Source organism: Cytobacillus solani (genome assembly GCF_001420595.1).
Taxonomy (GTDB): Bacteria; Bacillota; Bacilli; order Bacillales; family Cytobacillaceae; genus Cytobacillus; species Cytobacillus solani.
Genome location: NZ_LJIX01000006.1, coordinates 164594 through 183978, shown reverse-complemented (window position 1 = coordinate 183978; position 19385 = coordinate 164594). Strand labels below are relative to the sequence as shown.

At 42.2% G+C, this 19385-nt stretch carries 15 protein-coding genes, 11 tRNA genes and 2 rRNA genes; 2 read left to right on the top strand and 26 right to left on the bottom strand.

All coding sequences use genetic code 11. The annotated features are described in order from the left end of the window. Positions 1 to 7: 7 nt before the first annotated feature. The 14 genes from AN957_RS02725 to AN957_RS02660 form a co-directional block, all read right to left on the bottom strand. A 23S ribosomal RNA gene (locus tag AN957_RS02725) occupies positions 8 to 2940 on the bottom strand. A gap of 420 nt (positions 2941 to 3360) precedes the next feature. Then, a 16S ribosomal RNA gene (locus tag AN957_RS02720) occupies positions 3361 to 4911 on the bottom strand. The 16S and 23S rRNA genes sit together here with 11 tRNA genes alongside, the layout of an rRNA operon. Positions 4912 to 4992: 81 nt before the next feature. Further along, a tRNA-Gly gene (locus AN957_RS02715) sits at positions 4993 to 5066 on the bottom strand. Positions 5067 to 5091: 25 nt separating this feature from the next. Next, a tRNA-Pro gene (locus AN957_RS02710) sits at positions 5092 to 5168 on the bottom strand. A 73-nt stretch (positions 5169 to 5241) separates the two neighbouring features. After that, positions 5242 to 5318: transfer RNA gene (locus AN957_RS02705), tRNA-Arg, on the bottom strand. A gap of 59 nt (positions 5319 to 5377) precedes the next feature. Then, positions 5378 to 5463, bottom strand: a tRNA-Leu gene (locus tag AN957_RS02700). 60 nt (positions 5464 to 5523) lie between these two features. Continuing rightward, positions 5524 to 5605 (bottom strand) — tRNA-Leu (locus AN957_RS02695). A gap of 10 nt (positions 5606 to 5615) precedes the next feature. Further along, a tRNA-Lys gene (locus tag AN957_RS02690) sits at positions 5616 to 5691 on the bottom strand. Positions 5692 to 5703: 12 nt separating this feature from the next. Further along, positions 5704 to 5778 (bottom strand) — tRNA-Gln (locus tag AN957_RS02685). Positions 5779 to 5799: 21 nt separating this feature from the next. After that, a tRNA-Asp gene (locus AN957_RS02680) sits at positions 5800 to 5876 on the bottom strand. Positions 5877 to 5931: 55 nt separating this feature from the next. Then, positions 5932 to 6003, bottom strand: a tRNA-Glu gene (locus tag AN957_RS02675). Between the two features lie 15 nt (positions 6004 to 6018). Continuing rightward, positions 6019 to 6109, bottom strand: a tRNA-Ser gene (locus AN957_RS02670). A gap of 10 nt (positions 6110 to 6119) precedes the next feature. Beyond that, positions 6120 to 6194 (bottom strand) — tRNA-Asn (locus tag AN957_RS02665). 116 nt (positions 6195 to 6310) lie between these two features. Beyond that, positions 6311 to 6781 carry a SprT family protein gene (locus AN957_RS02660; RefSeq protein ID WP_053477854.1) on the bottom strand — a complete coding sequence of 157 codons (471 nt, stop codon included), beginning with the start codon at positions 6779 to 6781 and terminating at the stop codon, positions 6311 to 6313. 88 nt (positions 6782 to 6869) lie between these two features. Here AN957_RS02660 and cmpA point away from each other — a divergent pair, with 88 nt between their 5' ends. Next, a complete protein-coding gene (gene cmpA, locus AN957_RS27495) occupies positions 6870 to 6983 on the top strand; it encodes a cortex morphogenetic protein CmpA (protein WP_142108194.1) in 114 nt (37 codons plus the stop codon). Between the two features lie 389 nt (positions 6984 to 7372). Here the strand turns inward: cmpA and AN957_RS02655 are convergent, their stop codons facing one another. From AN957_RS02655 to acpS, 9 genes are all read right to left on the bottom strand, one after another. Continuing rightward, positions 7373 to 9511, bottom strand: coding sequence for a Tex family protein (locus tag AN957_RS02655; protein ID WP_180320709.1), 2139 nt, complete (start codon positions 9509 to 9511; stop codon positions 7373 to 7375). 177 nt (positions 9512 to 9688) lie between these two features. Then, on the bottom strand, positions 9689 to 10471 hold the full coding sequence (gene sigB, locus AN957_RS02650) for an RNA polymerase sigma factor SigB (RefSeq protein ID WP_056682046.1): 783 nt from the start codon (positions 10469 to 10471) through the stop codon (positions 9689 to 9691). After that, positions 10437 to 10922, bottom strand: coding sequence for an anti-sigma B factor RsbW (gene rsbW, locus AN957_RS02645; protein WP_056682043.1), 486 nt, complete (start codon positions 10920 to 10922; stop codon positions 10437 to 10439). Before rsbW ends, sigB begins: the two co-directional genes overlap by 35 nt. After that, positions 10919 to 11251, bottom strand: a complete 333-nt coding sequence (locus tag AN957_RS02640) for an anti-sigma factor antagonist (RefSeq protein WP_056682040.1) — start codon at positions 11249 to 11251, stop codon at positions 10919 to 10921. Before AN957_RS02640 ends, rsbW begins: the two co-directional genes overlap by 4 nt. A gap of 250 nt (positions 11252 to 11501) precedes the next feature. Further along, positions 11502 to 11852 carry a type II toxin-antitoxin system endoribonuclease NdoA gene (gene ndoA / locus AN957_RS02635; RefSeq protein ID WP_009336311.1) on the bottom strand — a complete coding sequence of 117 codons (351 nt, stop codon included), beginning with the start codon at positions 11850 to 11852 and terminating at the stop codon, positions 11502 to 11504. A gap of 4 nt (positions 11853 to 11856) precedes the next feature. Continuing rightward, positions 11857 to 12138, bottom strand: coding sequence for a CopG family ribbon-helix-helix protein (locus tag AN957_RS02630; protein WP_053477859.1), 282 nt, complete (start codon positions 12136 to 12138; stop codon positions 11857 to 11859). A gap of 178 nt (positions 12139 to 12316) precedes the next feature. Then, positions 12317 to 13462 carry an alanine racemase gene (alr, locus tag AN957_RS02625; RefSeq protein ID WP_425388937.1) on the bottom strand — a complete coding sequence of 382 codons (1146 nt, stop codon included), beginning with the start codon at positions 13460 to 13462 and terminating at the stop codon, positions 12317 to 12319. A 149-nt stretch (positions 13463 to 13611) separates the two neighbouring features. Then, a complete protein-coding gene (locus AN957_RS02620; protein WP_053477861.1) occupies positions 13612 to 14619 on the bottom strand; it encodes a LolA family protein in 1008 nt (335 codons plus the stop codon). A 209-nt stretch (positions 14620 to 14828) separates the two neighbouring features. Beyond that, entirely contained in the window at positions 14829 to 15197 is a 369-nt protein-coding gene (acpS, locus tag AN957_RS02615) for a holo-ACP synthase (protein ID WP_053477862.1), read from the bottom strand. A 258-nt stretch (positions 15198 to 15455) separates the two neighbouring features. Between acpS and AN957_RS02610 the strand changes: the two genes are divergently transcribed. Beyond that, positions 15456 to 16184 carry a rhomboid family intramembrane serine protease gene (locus tag AN957_RS02610; protein ID WP_053477863.1) on the top strand — a complete coding sequence of 243 codons (729 nt, stop codon included), beginning with the start codon at positions 15456 to 15458 and terminating at the stop codon, positions 16182 to 16184. Between the two features lie 32 nt (positions 16185 to 16216). Here AN957_RS02610 and AN957_RS28730 read toward each other — a convergent pair whose 3' ends face one another. The 3 genes from AN957_RS28730 to AN957_RS02595 form a co-directional block, all read right to left on the bottom strand. Further along, a complete protein-coding gene (locus AN957_RS28730; protein ID WP_053477864.1) occupies positions 16217 to 17215 on the bottom strand; it encodes a methyl-accepting chemotaxis protein in 999 nt (332 codons plus the stop codon). Between the two features lie 229 nt (positions 17216 to 17444). After that, positions 17445 to 18866 carry a PH domain-containing protein gene (locus AN957_RS02600; protein ID WP_056682038.1) on the bottom strand — a complete coding sequence of 474 codons (1422 nt, stop codon included), beginning with the start codon at positions 18864 to 18866 and terminating at the stop codon, positions 17445 to 17447. Further along, positions 18859 to 19338 (bottom strand): PH domain-containing protein, encoded by a 480-nt coding sequence (locus AN957_RS02595; protein ID WP_056682034.1) that lies wholly within the window; start codon positions 19336 to 19338, stop codon positions 18859 to 18861. Before AN957_RS02595 ends, AN957_RS02600 begins: the two co-directional genes overlap by 8 nt. Between the last annotated feature and the right edge of the window lie 47 nt (positions 19339 to 19385).

Below are 19385 nucleotides of genomic sequence, written 5' to 3'. Positions count from 1 at the left end.
ATCATTTATGGTTAAGTCCTCGACCGATTAGTATTTGTCAGCTCCACGCGTCACCACGCTTCCACCTCAAACCTATCAACCTGATCATCTTTCAGGGGTCTTACTAGCTTGACGCTATGGGAAATCTCATCTCGAGGGGGGCTTCATGCTTAGATGCTTTCAGCACTTATCCCTTCCGCACATAGCTACCCAGCGATGCTCTTGGCAGAACAACTGGTACACCAGCGGTGCGTCCATCCCGGTCCTCTCGTACTAAGGACAGCTCCTCTCAAATTTCCTGCGCCCACGACGGATAGGGACCGAACTGTCTCACGACGTTCTGAACCCAGCTCGCGTACCGCTTTAATGGGCGAACAGCCCAACCCTTGGGACCGACTACAGCCCCAGGATGCGATGAGCCGACATCGAGGTGCCAAACCTCCCCGTCGATGTGGACTCTTGGGGGAGATAAGCCTGTTATCCCCGGGGTAGCTTTTATCCGTTGAGCGATGGCCCTTCCATGCGGAACCACCGGATCACTAAGCCCGACTTTCGTCCCTGCTCGACTTGTAGGTCTCGCAGTCAAGCTCCCTTATGCCTTTACACTCTTCGAATGATTTCCAACCATTCTGAGGGAACCTTTGGGCGCCTCCGTTACTTTTTAGGAGGCGACCGCCCCAGTCAAACTGCCCACCTGACACTGTCTCCTGCCCCGATCAGGGGCATGGGTTAGAATTTCAATACAGCCAGGGTAGTATCCCACCGATGCCTCCACCGAAGCTGGCGCTCCGGCTTCCAAGGCTCCTACCTATCCTGTACAAGCTGTACCGAAATTCAATATCAGGCTACAGTAAAGCTCCACGGGGTCTTTCCGTCCTGTCGCGGGTAACCTGCATCTTCACAGGTACTATAATTTCACCGAGTCTCTCGTTGAGACAGTGCCCAGATCGTTACGCCTTTCGTGCGGGTCGGAACTTACCCGACAAGGAATTTCGCTACCTTAGGACCGTTATAGTTACGGCCGCCGTTTACTGGGGCTTCAATTCAGAGCTTCGCGTAAGCTAACCCCTCCTCTTAACCTTCCAGCACCGGGCAGGCGTCAGCCCCTATACTTCGCCTTGCGGCTTCGCAGAGACCTGTGTTTTTGCTAAACAGTCGCCTGGGCCTATTCACTGCGGCTTTTCAGGGCTATTCACCCTAAAAAGCACCCCTTCTCCCGAAGTTACGGGGTCATTTTGCCGAGTTCCTTAACGAGAGTTCTCTCGCTCACCTTAGGATTCTCTCCTCGCCTACCTGTGTCGGTTTGCGGTACGGGCACCTTATCCTCACTAGAGGCTTTTCTTGGCAGTGTGGAATCAGGAACTTCGGTACTATATTTCCCTCGCTGTCACAGCTCAGCCTTCACGCAAACGGGATTTTCCTCGCTTGCAGCCTAACTGCTTAGACGCACATATCCAGCAGTGCGCTTACCCTATCCTCCTGCGTCCCCCCATTGCTCAAACGGAGTTTGGTGGTACAGGAATATCAACCTGTTGTCCATCGCCTACGCTTTTCAGCCTCGGCTTAGGTCCCGACTAACCCTGAGCGGACGAGCCTTCCTCAGGAAACCTTAGGCATTCGGTGGATGGGATTCTCACCCATCTTTCGCTACTCATACCGGCATTCTCACTTCTAAGCGCTCCACCAGTCCTTGCGGTCTAGCTTCAACGCCCTTAGAACGCTCTCCTACCACGGACATCGTAGATGTCCATCCACAGCTTCGGTGATACGTTTAGCCCCGGTACATTTTCGGCGCAGAGTCACTCGACCAGTGAGCTATTACGCACTCTTTAAATGGTGGCTGCTTCTAAGCCAACATCCTGGTTGTCTAAGCAACTCCACATCCTTTTCCACTTAACGTATACTTTGGGACCTTAGCTGGTGGTCTGGGCTGTTTCCCTCTTGACTACGGATCTTATCACTCGCAGTCTGACTCCCATGGATAAGTCTTTGGCATTCGGAGTTTGTCTGAATTCGGTAACCCGATGGGGGCCCCTAGTCCAAACAGTGCTCTACCTCCAAGACTCTTTCTACATGAGGCTAGCCCTAAAGCTATTTCGGAGAGAACCAGCTATCTCCAAGTTCGATTGGAATTTCTCCGCTACCCACACCTCATCCCCGCACTTTTCAACGTGCGTGGGTTCGGTCCTCCATTCAGTGTTACCTGAACTTCAACCTGGACATGGGTAGATCACCTGGTTTCGGGTCTACGACCACATACTCATTCGCCCTATTCAGACTCGCTTTCGCTGCGGCTCCGTCTATTCAACTTAACCTCGCATGTAATCGTAACTCGCCGGTTCATTCTACAAAAGGCACGCCATCACCCATAAACGGGCTCTGACTACTTGTAGGCACACGGTTTCAGGATCTCTTTCACTCCCCTTCCGGGGTGCTTTTCACCTTTCCCTCACGGTACTGGTTCACTATCGGTCACTAGGGAGTATTTAGCCTTGGGAGATGGTCCTCCCTGCTTCCGACGGGATTTCTCGTGTCCCGCCGTACTCAGGATCCACTCTGGAGGGAACGAAGTTTCAACTACAGGGCTTTTACCTTCTCTGGCCGGCCTTTCCAGACCTGTTCATTTACCTCGTTCCTTTGTAACTCCGTGTAGAGTGTCCTACAACCCCAAGAGGCAAGCCTCTTGGTTTGGGCTAATCCCGTTTCGCTCGCCGCTACTCAGGGAATCGCGTTTGCTTTCTCTTCCTCCGGGTACTTAGATGTTTCAGTTCCCCGGGTCTGCCTTCAATACCCTATGTATTCAGGTAAAGATTCTATCCCATTACGGATAGAGGGTTCCCCCATTCGGAAATCTCCGGATCAAAGCTTACTTACAGCTCCCCGAAGCATATCGGTGTTAGTCCCGTCCTTCATCGGCTCCTAGTGCCTAGGCATTCACCGTGCGCCCTTTCTAACTTAACCTACTTCGGTCAATGATCAACTGCGCATCTCGGCGTCAGCTCTCTCGCTGTGCTCCTCACGTACTGAGTACGTTCCGGTGCTCGCTCGGTCGCTTCCTTGATCTGCTTGTTGCTCATTGCCCTCATGGTTTACACTCTTACTTGGTTTTAAAAACTCAATATAAGAGAAAAAACTAAGATGGCGATTACTCGGTTATCTTCTTTATTGCATTATCTAGTTTTCAAAGAACAAGGCTACTGATTTCAATCACAACGTGATTAAGCTTCGTAGCTATTCATCATGCTGCCTTGCGACGAGCTGAGGTTTATCTTCCTCGAACTACTGCGGCGCAGGAGCAAAATAATATGAGAGATTACTCTCTCAAAACTGAACGAACAATGAAACGTCTTTTAATGAAGTTAGACTTCATTTCATCCTTAGAAAGGAGGTGATCCAGCCGCACCTTCCGATACGGCTACCTTGTTACGACTTCACCCCAATCATCTGTCCCACCTTAGGCGGCTGGCTCCTTGCGGTTACCCCACCGACTTCGGGTGTTACAAACTCTCGTGGTGTGACGGGCGGTGTGTACAAGGCCCGGGAACGTATTCACCGCGGCATGCTGATCCGCGATTACTAGCGATTCCGGCTTCATGCAGGCGAGTTGCAGCCTGCAATCCGAACTGAGAATGGTTTTATGGGATTGGCTAAACCTCGCGGTCTTGCAGCCCTTTGTACCATCCATTGTAGCACGTGTGTAGCCCAGGTCATAAGGGGCATGATGATTTGACGTCATCCCCACCTTCCTCCGGTTTGTCACCGGCAGTCACCTTAGAGTGCCCAACTGAATGCTGGCAACTAAGATCAAGGGTTGCGCTCGTTGCGGGACTTAACCCAACATCTCACGACACGAGCTGACGACAACCATGCACCACCTGTCACTCTGTCCCCCGAAGGGGAACGTCCTATCTCTAGGATTGTCAGAGGATGTCAAGACCTGGTAAGGTTCTTCGCGTTGCTTCGAATTAAACCACATGCTCCACCGCTTGTGCGGGCCCCCGTCAATTCCTTTGAGTTTCAGCCTTGCGGCCGTACTCCCCAGGCGGAGTGCTTAATGCGTTTGCTGCAGCACTAAAGGGCGGAAACCCTCTAACACTTAGCACTCATCGTTTACGGCGTGGACTACCAGGGTATCTAATCCTGTTCGCTCCCCACGCTTTCGCGCCTCAGTGTCAGTTACAGACCAGAAAGTCGCCTTCGCCACTGGTGTTCCTCCAAATCTCTACGCATTTCACCGCTACACTTGGAATTCCACTTTCCTCTTCTGCACTCAAGTCTCCCAGTTTCCAATGACCCTCCCCGGTTGAGCCGGGGGCTTTCACATCAGACTTAAGAAACCACCTGCGCGCGCTTTACGCCCAATAATTCCGGACAACGCTTGCCACCTACGTATTACCGCGGCTGCTGGCACGTAGTTAGCCGTGGCTTTCTGGTTAGGTACCGTCAAGGTACCGCCCTATTCGAACGGTACTTGTTCTTCCCTAACAACAGAGTTTTACGATCCGAAAACCTTCATCACTCACGCGGCGTTGCTCCGTCAGACTTTCGTCCATTGCGGAAGATTCCCTACTGCTGCCTCCCGTAGGAGTCTGGGCCGTGTCTCAGTCCCAGTGTGGCCGATCACCCTCTCAGGTCGGCTACGCATCGTCGCCTTGGTGAGCCGTTACCTCACCAACTAGCTAATGCGCCGCGGGCCCATCTGTAAGTGATAGCCGAAGCCATCTTTCAGCTTTTCTACATGAGTAGAAAAGGATTATCCGGTATTAGCTCCGGTTTCCCGAAGTTATCCCAGTCTTACAGGCAGGTTGCCCACGTGTTACTCACCCGTCCGCCGCTAATCTTTGGGAGCAAGCTCCCTCAGATTCGCTCGACTTGCATGTATTAGGCACGCCGCCAGCGTTCGTCCTGAGCCAGGATCAAACTCTCCAATAAAGAGTAAGATTAGCTCTTAAGTTTTAAAACTTGAATTAACGTTGACGTTTTTTGTTCGTTCAGTTTTCAAAGAGCAACTTTTGGAGCGGGTGAAGGGAATCGAACCCTCGACAACAGCTTGGAAGGCTGTGGTTTTACCACTAAACTACACCCGCATTATTATTTATAAATGAAATCGAATGGTCGGGAAGACAGGATTCGAACCTGCGACCCCTTGGTCCCAAACCAAGTGCTCTACCAAGCTGAGCTACTTCCCGGATTAGATTAAGAGGTCGAAGAGGAAAGTTTATTTCATCCCTGCTTCTAACTTCCGAATTCTTATATTATAAATGGCGCGCCCGAAAGGAGTCGAACCCATAACCTTCTGATCCGTAGTCAGACGCTCTATCCAATTGAGCTACGGGCGCATTTATTAAAGCAACTTTTATATCATATATTAAATCAATTTAGTTGTCAATATATTTTTTGGTGCGGCCGAGAGGACTTGAACCTCCACGGGGTTGCCCCCACTAGGCCCTCAACCTAGCGCGTCTGCCATTCCGCCACGACCGCATTTAAATAGCGACAAAGTTAATCGTATCAATATTTTATAAAAAAGTCAATAATCAATCATGCGGGTGAAGGGAGTCGAACCCCCACGCCTTGCGGCGCTAGATCCTAAGTCTAGTGCGTCTGCCAATTCCGCCACACCCGCATATTATAAATGGTGAGCCATGAAGGACTCGAACCTTCGACCCTCTGATTAAAAGTCAGATGCTCTACCGACTGAGCTAATGGCTCTAAATAAAAAAATGGCTGGGCTAGCTGGATTCGAACCAACGCATGTCGCAGTCAAAGTGCGATGCCTTACCGCTTGGCTATAGCCCAATAATATTCTCAAAACAAAAATGGCGGTCCGGACGGGACTCGAACCCGCGACCTCCTGCGTGACAGGCAGGCATTCTAACCAACTGAACTACCGGACCAAAATTGTCATTCCATTGCATTTTCAATTAATACAAATTACCGAAAACCTATGGATGACCCGTACGGGATTCGAACCCGTGTTACCGCCGTGAAAGGGCGGTGTCTTAACCGCTTGACCAACGGGCCACATTAAAATTTCGCTGGCGGAGAAGGAGGGATTTGAACCCTCGCGCCGCTTACGCGACCTACACCCTTAGCAGGGGCGCCTCTTCAGCCTCTTGAGTACTTCCCCAAAATAAAAATGGCTCCGCAGGTAGGACTCGAACCTACGACCGATCGGTTAACAGCCGATAGCTCTACCACTGAGCTACTGCGGAATAGTACATATCATCTTTTTGACTCTTCCTATTATAAAAACCTGCCTATTAAAAGTCAAGAATGTTTTTCAAAAAAATAACCCTTTTAGTAGCACCTTATCTAAAAGACAAACCTTTTATATTTTCCCTTCATTCTTCTTAACTAATTTTCCCCTGCACTTTCCGCAAACGTATTTTTGTGTATTTATATTTCTTCTTCTATGATACTCTTGCCCACAGTTCTTACAAGAATAGATAATAATCTTCTTATCTCCATTCCTCCGATTATCCCCTGGCAGTGGTGAGCAAAAACGAGGAGCTCCAACAGCTTTCATTAATATCTTGAAATCTCGATCCTGGTGTTTATACCCTTTTCCCTCTATATGCAAATGATAGTGACAAAGTTCATGCTTTATAATGCCACATAACTCTTGATACCCTAGCTGCTCTAAATATTTTCGATTTATTTCTACATGATGGGTACTCAACATATATCGTCCGCCAGTTGTTTTAAGTCTTGAATTAAAGTAAGCCTTATGTCGAAATGGTTTACCAAATTCCACTAAAGAAATTTCTTCAACCAGTCTTTGTAACTCTAAATCATCCATCTTCCTCTTACCCCTAAGAAATATTGTCAACATGACAACCTATTATAGCATACATTATATATACCTTTTGATCTGAGGAGGTACTCATATGCCTGTATGGTTTCAAAATCAAATCCAACGTGCTTTCTACGAAAAAGATCGTAATCAAATAAAATTGTTAAACCAATGCTGGTTTTTCTACAGAAAAAAACACTGCTCATAGAAAGGCGGAAGCACCTTGATCATCGCCGTACAAACTGGAAGGGCCGTGACTGAGATATAGGAGACACAATGAGCGATAGCGAATTGATGTCGACTTATCGTAGGGAGGGGACCTGAAGTTTGATAGGCGATAGGTGCTGGAGCTAGACATCACGAAATGCGGAGGTAGCTTGTTCACCCCCGACAAGCATAAGACAAATCGGCAGGAAGGTTGTTCTTTAACCTTCTTGACGAGTTGGCTTATGACCTCGAGCCCCTAGCCACCGTAGCTAGACAATTAGAAAGGCGGAAGCGGCTTGCCCACCACCTACAAGAATGGAAAAAGCCCTTGCAAAGTGAAATATTTCCACCTGCAAGGGCTTGGCTATTGTTTAAGCCTCAACAATTTTTTTATTCATTTGGCGGGAGCATTGTTAATGATACTCTTCCTTTATTTTTATCAACAGAATCAACCCATACGGTAACTACGTCGCCTACTGAAACGACGTCAAGAGGATGCTTGACGAATTTTCGGCTTAATTTTGATATATGAACAAGTCCATCCTGCTTTACTCCAATATCAACAAATGCACCGAAATCTACTACGTTTCTGACGGTACCTTGAAGCTCCATTCCGAGATTTAAATCTTCAAGCTTAAGGACATCCTGCTTTAATAAAGGTTTAGGCAAATCATCACGGGGATCCCTTTCAGGTCTTACAAGTGCATCAATAATATCCTTTAACGTTAATTCCCCAATCCCTAACTCTTCCGATAACTGTGCAACATTCAATCCAGAAAGTGATTCCCTTAAAGCTGGACTCCCTAAATCAGCTGTTGTAAAACCAAAATTATTAAGCAGTTTCATTACTTCAGGATAACTTTCCGGGTGGATACCTGTACGATCCAACGGCTCTGTTCCATCTATGATTCGCAAGAAACCGATGGCTTGCTCGTACGTTTTAGCACCAAGTCTAGGAATTTTCTTTAGTTGTTTCCGATTCGAGAATTTGCCCTCTTCCTCACGCTTTTTCACGATGTTATTGGCAACCGCTTTAGACAATCCAGCAACATACTGAAGTAACGATGACGAAGCTGTATTTACGTTGACACCAACCTGGTTAACTGCTGTCTCAACAACAAAGCTTAATGATTCGGTTAATTTTTTTTGGGAAACATCATGCTGGTACTGCCCTACACCAACAGACTTAGGATCAATTTTTACGAGCTCTGCCAATGGGTCTTGAAGTCTGCGGGCAATTGAAACCGCACTTCTTTCTTCCACCTGCAGCTCAGGAAATTCCTCTCTCGCTAGATCTGATGCGGAATAAACACTCGCTCCAGCCTCATTTACAATGAGATAGAAAATTTCTTCATTTAGTTCTTTCAAAATATCTGAAATAAACTGTTCTGTTTCCCTTGAAGCCGTTCCATTACCAATGGCAACCATTTCCACCTTAAATGTCTTTAATAAATTAATAATTTGTGATTTGGCCTCTTTCGTTTTCGAGACAGGCGGATGTGGATAAATCACAGATATTTTAAGAACCTTTCCTGTTTCATCCACAACTGCTAGCTTGCAACCTGTTCGATAGGCAGGGTCAACAGCTAATACCACCTTGCCTTTTAATGGAGGCTGTAATAATAAATTTCGTAAATTCTCGGAGAAAATCATGATAGCCTGCTCTTCAGCTTTCTCCGTTAATTCATTTCGAATTTCTCTTTCAATGGATGGCTGAATTAGACGCTTATATCCATCCTCATAGGCTTCTTTCACAAATACAGCAGCGGGTGATTGCTCATTTTTAACCCACTTTTTATGAAGATATCTTAAAATAAACTCTACATTCGGCTTCACGCTTATTCGCAATATATCTTCTTTTTCTCCTCGATTAAGCGCTAACGTCCGATGCGGAACTATTTTTGCTAGCTGCTCCTCATATCTGTAATACATTTCATACACTTTCTTCTCATCATTTTTTTCGTCTTTAACAGCAGACTCGATTGTTCCGGTTTTTATCGTTTCATGACGAATCCACTTCCTGCTTTCTGCATCATCCGATACCCATTCAGCAATAATGTCCTTTGCCCCTGTAATAGCTTCTTCAACCGTTCCTACTTCTTTTTCTTCAGAAAGAAATTCGGCAGCCTTCTCGTTTACTGGTAGAGAAGTCGGAAAAGTAAGCAGCCATTCAGCAAATGGTTCCAAGCCCTTTTCCTTTGCTATCGTTGCCTTTGTTCGGCGTTTCTGTTTATATGGACGATATAAATCTTCTAACTCTTGAAGCTTACTCGCTTTTTGAATCTGTTCATTTAAATCATCCGTTAATTTCCCTTGCTCTTCGATTAATCGAACAATTTCCTCTTTCCGTTGCTCAAGATTCTGTATGTACTGCCAGCGTTCCATTATATCTCGAATTTGAACCTCATCTAAAGCTCCCGTTAACTCTTTTCGATAACGGGCAATAAATGGAACAGTATTCCCCTCTTCAAGAAGATTAATTGTATTCTTCACTTGTTTTAGCGATAAGGATAGCTCCGATGTAATCATCTCTAATATTTGTTCTTGCCTATTTACTATTTTCTCCAAGGTTTTACCTCCAGCTTTTTAGGTCATCATCTTATCTTATCAAAATCTTGCTCGAGTTTCATACTGCCGCACTTCAATAGCAAATAAGCTTATCTTGTTTGTAAGATAAGCTCAAAAATAAGCTTCCTGTCACGAACGCTATTCTGGATTCTTTTCCTTTGCGTTAATTGCTTCCCTTAACTTTTTTATTGCCTTTCTTTGCAGGCGTGATACGTGCATTTGCGAAATAGCCAGTCTTTCCCCTGCTTCCTTTTGACTCATATTCTCTATATACGTATATTGAATGACACTTCTTTCACGTTCAGTTAGTACATGCAATATTTTTTCAAGTACAAGAATTTGGTTTATTTTCTCATAGCCTTCATCTTCATTCCCTACAATGTCATGTAATGTTGTTGTCCCACCTTCAGAATCAGCATCAATCGAATGATCTACAGAAAGCGCATGATAGCTTTTGCTAATTTCCATTACTTCTAATATTTCCTCTTCTGATACACCAACAACATCGGCAATTTCAGCCATTTTCGGGGACCGCTGCAACTGGATGGTTAGTTCATCAATTGTCGATTTTATTTTTGGACCCAATTCCTTTATCCTGCGAGGTACATGAACACTCCAAGTTTTATCACGCAAAAAACGTTTAATTTCTCCGATTATCGTTGGTACTGCGAAGGCTTCAAAATTCTTCCCATAGGTTTCATCATATCTTCGAATCGCCCCTAATAATCCAATTAGACCAACTTGAGAAATATCTTCATGAAAAGATTTCCCTTTCGAATATTTACGCGCAATAGACTCCACCATCTTTCGATAATGGAGGACAAGTAATTTCTGTGCCTCTTCATCTTGTTCAAGTTGGAAAGCCTTTATGAGTCTATTAATTTCTTCAGGAGTTATCTGGTTTTGAGATTGTCTTGACATCCCTCTCCACCCGCTCTCCCTCAAGGTATTTGATCATGAAGACCGTCACACCCTCTTTGTTATGAATTCGAACCTCGTCCATTAACGACTCTATTAAGTAAAGACCTAAACCTCCTTCACGTAAAAACTCAACAGAATCATTCTCTTCATAACGGCCAATCCCTTGCTTAGCTGATAGAAAGTCAAAACTTTTCCCATTATCTGCTACCATTACTTCCAAACGGTTCCCATAAAGACCGAAGCCAACAATCACTTCCCCATGCTCATTATTGGTATAAGCATGTTGAATGGCATTTGTACAAGCCTCGCTTGTAGCAATCTTTAAATCTTCAATTTCATCATAGGCAAACCCCATTCGGCTCGCAATACCTGACAGTGTAAGTCTGATGACACTCAAAAATTCTGCTTTAGCAGGAATTTTCAATTCTATGTAATCAAACGATTGAATCATTTAGCTTCACCTTCAATCTTGCTGGAAATATCCATAATAGTAGACAAGCCTGTGATTTCAAAAAGCCTCATTAATCGGTTGGATAACCCTAAAAGCCGTAACTGTCCATTATTTGAACGGATATTTTTAAAGACGCCAACAAAGACACCTAATCCAGTACTATCCATATAAGTAACTTCAGAAAGATTAATGATGATAACTGATTCCTTTTTTTCTGCCAAATGAAAAAGAGACTCCCTTAGTTTAGGTGCAGTATATGCATCAATCTCACCGCTAATATCTACAGTAGTTAAATGATCCTTTTCTTTCGTTTCAATTGAAATATTCATGACTGACCCACCTTTTTATGCCAATTTGCCTATTAAGTACCCTGATTTTACAGAGGGTAAACTTGTTATTTACAATTAATTAAAAAATAATTAATTTGAATTTTCGAAACATACCACTGATAAAAAAGGCAAGCATTTTATGCTTGCCTTGGGCAGACGATCTATTTTTTATAAAAATGGTGGCTGTTTAACCAATGTTCTATTTAGCTGTTCAAGATATAAAAACGCTCTTTAGCAAGAGCGTTTTGTATTAAAATTCGATGAGACCAAGGCTAATCTGCACAGCTTCATCCACTTTTTCCATCATTTCGTCATCGAGATGGGTAATCTTATCGGTTAAGCGCTGTTTATCAATTGTACGAATTTGTTCTAAAAGAATAACCGAATCCCGTTCAAAGCCATAACGCTTCGCATCAATTTCAACATGAGTAGGCAGCTTAGCTTTTTGAATTTGAGCAGTGATTGCTGCAACAATTACTGTGGGACTAAACCGATTCCCGATATCGTTTTGGATGACAAGCACTGGACGAACGCCACCTTGTTCTGAACCAACAACTGGGGATAGGTCTGCAAAATAAACGTCACCACGTTTGACAATCAAAGGATTACCCTCCGCTTACTAGACGTTCAACTGTATGTTCTGCCTCGAATTCCGCTTGAAATGCTTCAGATGCAATCGTCAAATTTATTTTCGCCATCTCCATATAGCCACGACGCATGGATTCACGAATTTGTCTCTTTTTCCGTTCACGCAAATACATTTTGGTTGCTTGATAAATGAATTCACTCCGGTTAACGTTTTCCTGTTTAGCAAAACCATCTAACTCTGTTAATAGATGTTGCGGTAATTTAACCATTATCTCTGTTGTTGCGCTAGACTCAGCCACAAACAAACACCTCCACCATCACTACACACCATTTTATATCTACCAATTTCAATATTATCATCAAACACGCCTTATGCAAAGAGGATTTATCAATTCTTCTGTATTATCGGCTAAAAAATTAAGTTTTTATGCATAATCTTATTTTTCCAGTAAAAAACCTGTCTTTCAGCTAAATTAATTACAGTAAAGAGTTAATAATCCTTTTAACTTTTCCATTCTTTTTATACACCTTTGGTATCCTTCCTGCTACCATACATGTAATTTCATAATTAATGGTATGAAGCTTTTCAGCAACCTCATTCACAGAAATATACTCTTCTCCCTGCTTCCCAATCAAAGTCACTACCGTCCCTATAGGTAACTCAGCGGGTAGCTTAACCATGCATTGATCCATACAAATTCGCCCAACAATTGGGACTCTTTGCCCCTCGATAAGCACCTCTTGACCTTGTAATTTGCGTATCCATCCATCAGCATAACCAATTGGCAAAGTCCCAATCCATTCATCTTCGGTTGCTTCATAGGTAGCACCGTAACTAAGTCTCTCTCCTTTACTAATCTTTTTAACATGTACAAGTTTTGTATGGAGAGAAAAGGCAGGCTTCAATCTAAATGGCAGCACTGGCTCAATCTCTGGTGAAGGTGTTAGTCCATACATAGAAATTCCCATTCTTACTGCATTATGGTGCGTCTCTGAATGTATTAAAGCAGCTGCACTATTTCCTGTGTGGATAAATTCTGGTCTTGCCTCAAACCAGGAAATCATTTCTTGAAATCGTTCCATTTGCCGTTCAAAATATGCGAAATTCAGCTCATCAGCTGTTGCAAAGTGCGTGTAAACACCTTCTAAACAGAAGCGAGGATCCTCTTTAATTGTGCTTTCTAGCTCCTTTAGCTCGTCTTTATTGCGCACACCTAGTCTTCCCATTCCAGTATCAAGCTTTACATGGATGTCTAACCTAGCATTAGAAGGAAGGATTTCCTTTGCTTCACACAGCCACCGCTGTTGAAAAACGGTTAATGAAATCCGATTTTCAACTGCAATTCTGACGTCTCCTGGTCGGCATATTCCTAACACAAGGATAGGTGCTGCTATTCCTTTTTTCCGGAGAGCAAGGGCTTCATCCAAAAACGCAACAGCTAAATAGGAGGCACCTGAATTTAATGCCTCTCTAGCGACCTCTTCGTCACCATGGCCATATGCATTAGCCTTCACAACTGCAAACACCTTCACATCTTCACCAACATGCCGCTTCATTTCATCCATATTATATGAAATATGATCCAAGTTTATTTCCGCCCAAGTATCTCTATAATAAGCCAATTGGCTGTCCACTAACTTCCCCATCCTTTTAACAGTCATAAATATTACTATTATCAAACTCTCTATATAAATTTGTCAAATTAATTTATTTTTTATCTGAATATTCACAAATAAAAAAGGCTCTTTTCAAAGAGCCTGAAAGTTAATACTTATTTTACTGTATTTCCTTGGACGGAACGGGCGATTGCAGTTAATTCTTCGTCCGTTAAATCATTAGATGCAATTAAATAATCCACTCCTTGATGTGTCCAAGTAATTGTATTATTAGAAAGAGCACCAATCGTGAAACCTAGGTCCACAGGGTCACCACTTACAGATGTTAATGAAGAAGCAGTCCTTACTTCTGCCTTTTCCTGAATAAGTGTAAATGATTTTTCACCATCATATGTTAAAACTACACGCTTTCCATTTTCCGTTTTTATTTCCTTTTGATCAATCAATTCATATTCTGAATACTCAGTAGGATATTTCACTGAGAACTCTTCATCTGCTACTTCTCCCATGACAGGAACTTCTAATTGAGCACTCGTCATATTCTTTTTCATATCAAAGTCTTTTTTATCTAAAGAGGTATTAAATTTCACACCCGTAAATTCAACGGTTACAAGCGCATTTTTATCTGTATCCATTACTTTCACACTTACAGGAGATAGATCTGACTTTTTCAGTGTAATTTCTTGGGTAGGAAGCATTTGGTTATTTTGATATTTCGTTTTTGTTTCAAATATATAATGTTGTTTTGTAGCTTTAAACGTGGCTTCTTTGTCGTCAATAATATCATTTATTAACGATTCATATAAATAAGCCTGACTGCTATTTTTCGGCCACTCGCTTTGAAACTTGAAGCTCTTATTTAGCGCAGGTGTAAGGACAAACACGCCTTCATCATTCCGAAGAATCATTTGGCTTTGATCCTTTTGCGCATTTTTAAGATCTACCTTATAATACATTGGATCCTTGTGCCAAACCTCAATATCATACGTTTGTGGCTCTGTTCCCATCTGCAATGTCATCTTCGCATTTGCCTTATAGCTTTTAATTTCCTCGAGCTTCCCGCTCAACTCCTTCGTTACGTCTTCTTGGGATTTCGTTCCGCAAGCAGACAATGCAATGACAATCAATAGCCCGGCTAACAGCATTAACCACTTTCTTCTCATTCCTTCAACCCCTTTAGTCTCGATTCAGTGTATTGTCCAGCCACTGCACTAAGCCAATTCCTAACGGAAAAATCAGCTTTGATCGCGCGTTTATTGTGGAGGAGATGGAGGCAAGATTTTCAGTTGCAAAAAACCAGCCTTGTCTCTCCTATTGCACTATGAATATATGAGACAACCTTTAAGAATATGCTAAAGGGAATGACAAGCTTTTATTTTTCTTTCAGTTCTTGTTTTTCAATAACAACCTGTGCAACGGCATATTCTTTACTATGGGAAATAGAAAGATGAACACCTTCATTAAACGGTTTAGAGATAAACGGCTTCCCTTTCTTATCTTTTTCGATTTCAATATCTAAAAATGACAAATTCCCGCCTAAACCTGTTCCTACTGCTTTCGAAAAGGCTTCTTTTGCCGCAAAACGTCCGGCTAAATACTCAGCTTGCCTTTCTTCTGTCAAACTGTTAAAGATCTCCTTTTCCTTCGCGGTTAATATTCTGTCAACAAACTTTCGCTGTCTTAAATAAATTTTTCTTATTCGATTAAGCTCTACAATATCTATCCCAATACCAGAAATCATTGGACATCATCCTTCTAATTAAATTATTCTATGCATAAACAATTAAGAGAAAAGAAAAGCGCAAGCGCCTTGGTCATCGCCGTACAAACTGGAAGGACCGGTTCTTTCGATAAAGGAAACACGGTGAGCGAGAGCGAACCGATGTTGACTTATCGTAGGGAGGGGGCCTGAAGTTTGATAGGCGATAGGCGCTGGAGCTAGACAATTCTCTAACTTCAAAGTTATACTTTCTTATCCTTTAATACAGGGAGGACCCACATGTTCACTAGAACGGAGAGCTTTAAACAATTTCTGCGCTATTACCCAGTAGTTTCTATCATTGTTTTCATTCATATTGTACTTTATTTAATATCCATCCTGCCATTTCTTCCAAACACATGGCTCTTTGAACATTTTGCTGGGGTGAATTTATATATTGTAGAAGGGGAATACTGGCGGTTGCTTACACCTATTTTTATGCATAGCGGCTTTTCTCATGTACTTTTTAACAGCTTTTCACTCGTCTTATTCGGCCCTGCTCTAGAGCAGATATTAGGGAAAGGCAAGTTTATCTTTGTTTATGTAACTGCTGGGGTGGCCGCAAATGTAGCTACATTACTTTTCGAGCCATTAACTTATATTCACGTTGGAGCTAGCGGGGCAATTTTTGGGTTATTTGGCTTTTTCGCAGCCATCATTATGTTTAGAAAAGACTTGATTTCTTATGCAAATGCACAGCTCATTTTAACTATTACTATCATCGGTGTAATTATGACCTTCTTGCAGCCGAACATTAATGTAGTTGCTCATTTAATTGGGCTCTTAGCTGGTTTTCTAATCGGGGCTGGCTTACTCTCGAATAAAAAAAGACCAACCTTTTCATTTAACCGTCCCTCTTCCAATCGTTTTGGAAACCATCGTCCTTCATTAAAAGAAATCGCTCTTTCTAAACGATTGCTATGGGGCATTATCATTATTCTAGCATTAGTAGGATTTTTATTCAGATAAAAAGGGGCATTTTCAGCCCCTTTTCCAATTCATTATTTATATTCTTTATACTCATCCCAAAGTTCTCGGTTTCCCCGATTGCTTAACTCTGCTATTTGCTTGATGCCACTTTCTAACTTTTCATCGACAACACTTGCATCACTAATATGCTTAATAATCATTTCATTTGCTTCATCAAAAGTTGATCTTGTTTCTCTGATTTCATTCATTACATCATTTGAGTAGTCACGCTGCTCCTCAATGGTGCTAATAACATCCTTAACCTCTGTTTGGACATTATTAATGACAGACAAAATATAATCAATCGTACTTGTTGTATTTGTGCTTAGTTGAATTCCTTCTTCAATTAGTCCTGTACTCATTTTCGTCGATTGCAAGGAACCATCAATATCCTTTTGGATATTTTGTGTCAGCACACTAATATTGTGCGTACTTTCCGCCGTATTTTCTGCCAGCTTTCGAACCTCTTCAGCAACGACAGCAAAGCCCTTCCCGTGCTCTCCAGCTCGTGCCGCTTCAATTGATGCATTAAGTGCAAGAAGATTCGTTTGGTCTGCAATTTCTTTAATTACTTTAACAATCATTTCAATTTCTTTTGACCGCTCATTTAATTGATTCATTTTAACAGAGGTTTCATGCAGCTGTTCACCAAGCTTTGCGATAAGACCCTCTACTTTACTTACAGAATCTCTTCCTTCTTCTGATATTTTCACCATGTCTACTGTAGATTCAATTAGGCTCTGACCCTTTTCATGAAGTCCAATGGATTTATCATAAGACATTTGACTTATGACATTCACTTTATCAAATCGCTCCATGATTTTTCCAACTAAATCAGCAAGAATATTATGCTGTCCATTCACCATTTCATGCTGTTCAATTGCAATATTTATTTCATTATTAAAGCTTTCAATAAAACTATTAAGATATTCTTCATTTTGCTGAGCTTTTTCAAATATAGTCTTTAAGCGATTTTTCAACTCCGTATTTTCCTCTTGAAGCTGTGTCGATCCTTTTTTTGTTTTAAACATAGTCAGTCACTCCATTGTTCAATTTTCATACCACTTCAACCCGTTTTTCTATATATGTTATTGGAATCAGCTAGGTCTTATCCCCTACACCGAAATGGATTCGAAAAATCTGGGAGGGGCAACTCAATTTAAAACATAGTCCATTATTACTATCGGTTATTTTACCTTTTTATTTATTGATTTGAATCAAGAATTGAAGAATATTCAATAATTTTTTAATTTTTCTCGATTACTTTGTATACGAGTACCATTCATATATACCTTCTACATCCTTCTTTTCCAAATCAACCACTCTCCCACCAGTTCCACCTGAACCAGACATCACCGTTGCTTCAATCGAAGCCAATTTATTTTTATTTTGAAAATAGCTTTCTTTCATTACTAGTGATTGAATTCGATTTCTTTTCATAAAAATCGTATTTCTTATTATGGTTCGGTATCTCAAAGTCAGCTGCTGGTGATCAACCTTCCAGCCCGCGTCCATAAATTTTAAATACGACAGGAACATCGCAGGGATGACGATTAGAAGCGATAAATACCCCCATGGCCTAAAGAAAAGTACTGAAACAGCCATGATTGGCAGCATATATACAAATCCTCTAAATAAATACCGTTTTAAAGATCTTCTTGGAGCAGATAAAATGGAAGTCTCCAAATTATATTCAGGTAAATACGGAGATAAAATAGTCGTAATAACATTCCTTTTCGCGATTGGCACAAGCATTTCACGAGTACTTTCTGTATCAGTTGCAGATCCGCCAGCACTTTCAATATATACTGTACTTAATCCCAATGGCTGCCTTATGAGGTTTTCACTTATTCGAATCGCCTGAATGCGATGCAAAGGTATCGTAAGCTGCCTTTTTTCAAGCAGCCCTCTCGTAATAATGAAGTCATCTTCGTTCTTCTTTACAGTAAATCCAGCATACTTAAGCATCGTTCCAATCAGCGCAGCTGCCCACGCAACTAAAAAGCCAATAAATACAAGTAAACTGACAACAAGAACCCCACTTGAAATAAAATTCTCCAGCCCGTTGAAAACTTTTTCATAAGGAATAATTTCCTCAAATTGAAAGATAAATGCAATAACTGCAGAAATAACTACCCCTACTCCCCCGGACGTAGATGCAAGCAGAAAAAGCTCCTTCGGTGTTATTTGATAAAGAATGGTTTCTTTCTCATCTTTAACCACTTCTTGCTCGTCTATTGAGGTGCCATCTTTAGCGAAGGATAAAGCTTGTTGAATGATAGTTGCTTGACTCTTTGAAATAGCTGTTAAAACAGCCTCTGCCTCTCCACTTGAACCGGCGGTTTCAATTTTCACCTTCACTAGGCCAAATGGGCGCTGTAAAATCCCTTCTGACAAATCAAGACTTTGTATTCTTTCAAAGGGAATATATCTTTTCTTTCGTACAAACACGCCGTATTCAATCCGCAATTCCCCATCTTCTAAACGATATGTAAATCTAAGCCATGTAAGAATTCCAATGATCAATACTAAAACAATGACCCCTAAGGAGGCGAATAACTGAAATAAGCCGTTTTTGCTCCCAAATACAACAAATACTAGAAAGGGAATGATTAATTCCTTTAACTGTTTTATACAGTTAATGACAGCAGCTATGGGATGAAGCCGTTTTGGTTCAGACATCCTCATCAGCCACCCTCGCTAGCTTCGAAATGAAAAAACGCAGCTCCTCTGCTTCATCCATCTCCAGTGCCGGAATCTCATGAACGGTTGCGGCAGTAGATACGGTTATGGTTGCTAACTGATATTTCCGCAAAATTGGTCCTTGCTGCGTATCAACATGTTGAACTCGTATCATAGGAACTAATGTTCTTTTTATGATAAATACGCCATGCTGAAGCTCAATTTCATTTTCACGCACCTCATACCGCCAGCGCTTCCACCGTATTGTTGGAAGAAGCATAATAAAAAGATAGGCATACAACAGAAAGGTAAGAACGGCGATCCCAATAATCCAGCCCGGCCAATCAAAGATAATTGTAAGAGCGATCGCTGCTCCAGATACAAGGAAAGCAAAAAATGAATGCATAGCCCCTGATATCCTCCAAACGGTCAGCCCCTTCTTTGAAATTCTTTTTTGTGGTTCCAAAATCATGTGTAACCTCCTAATAATTAACTACTCTTATTAGTATACATGACCGA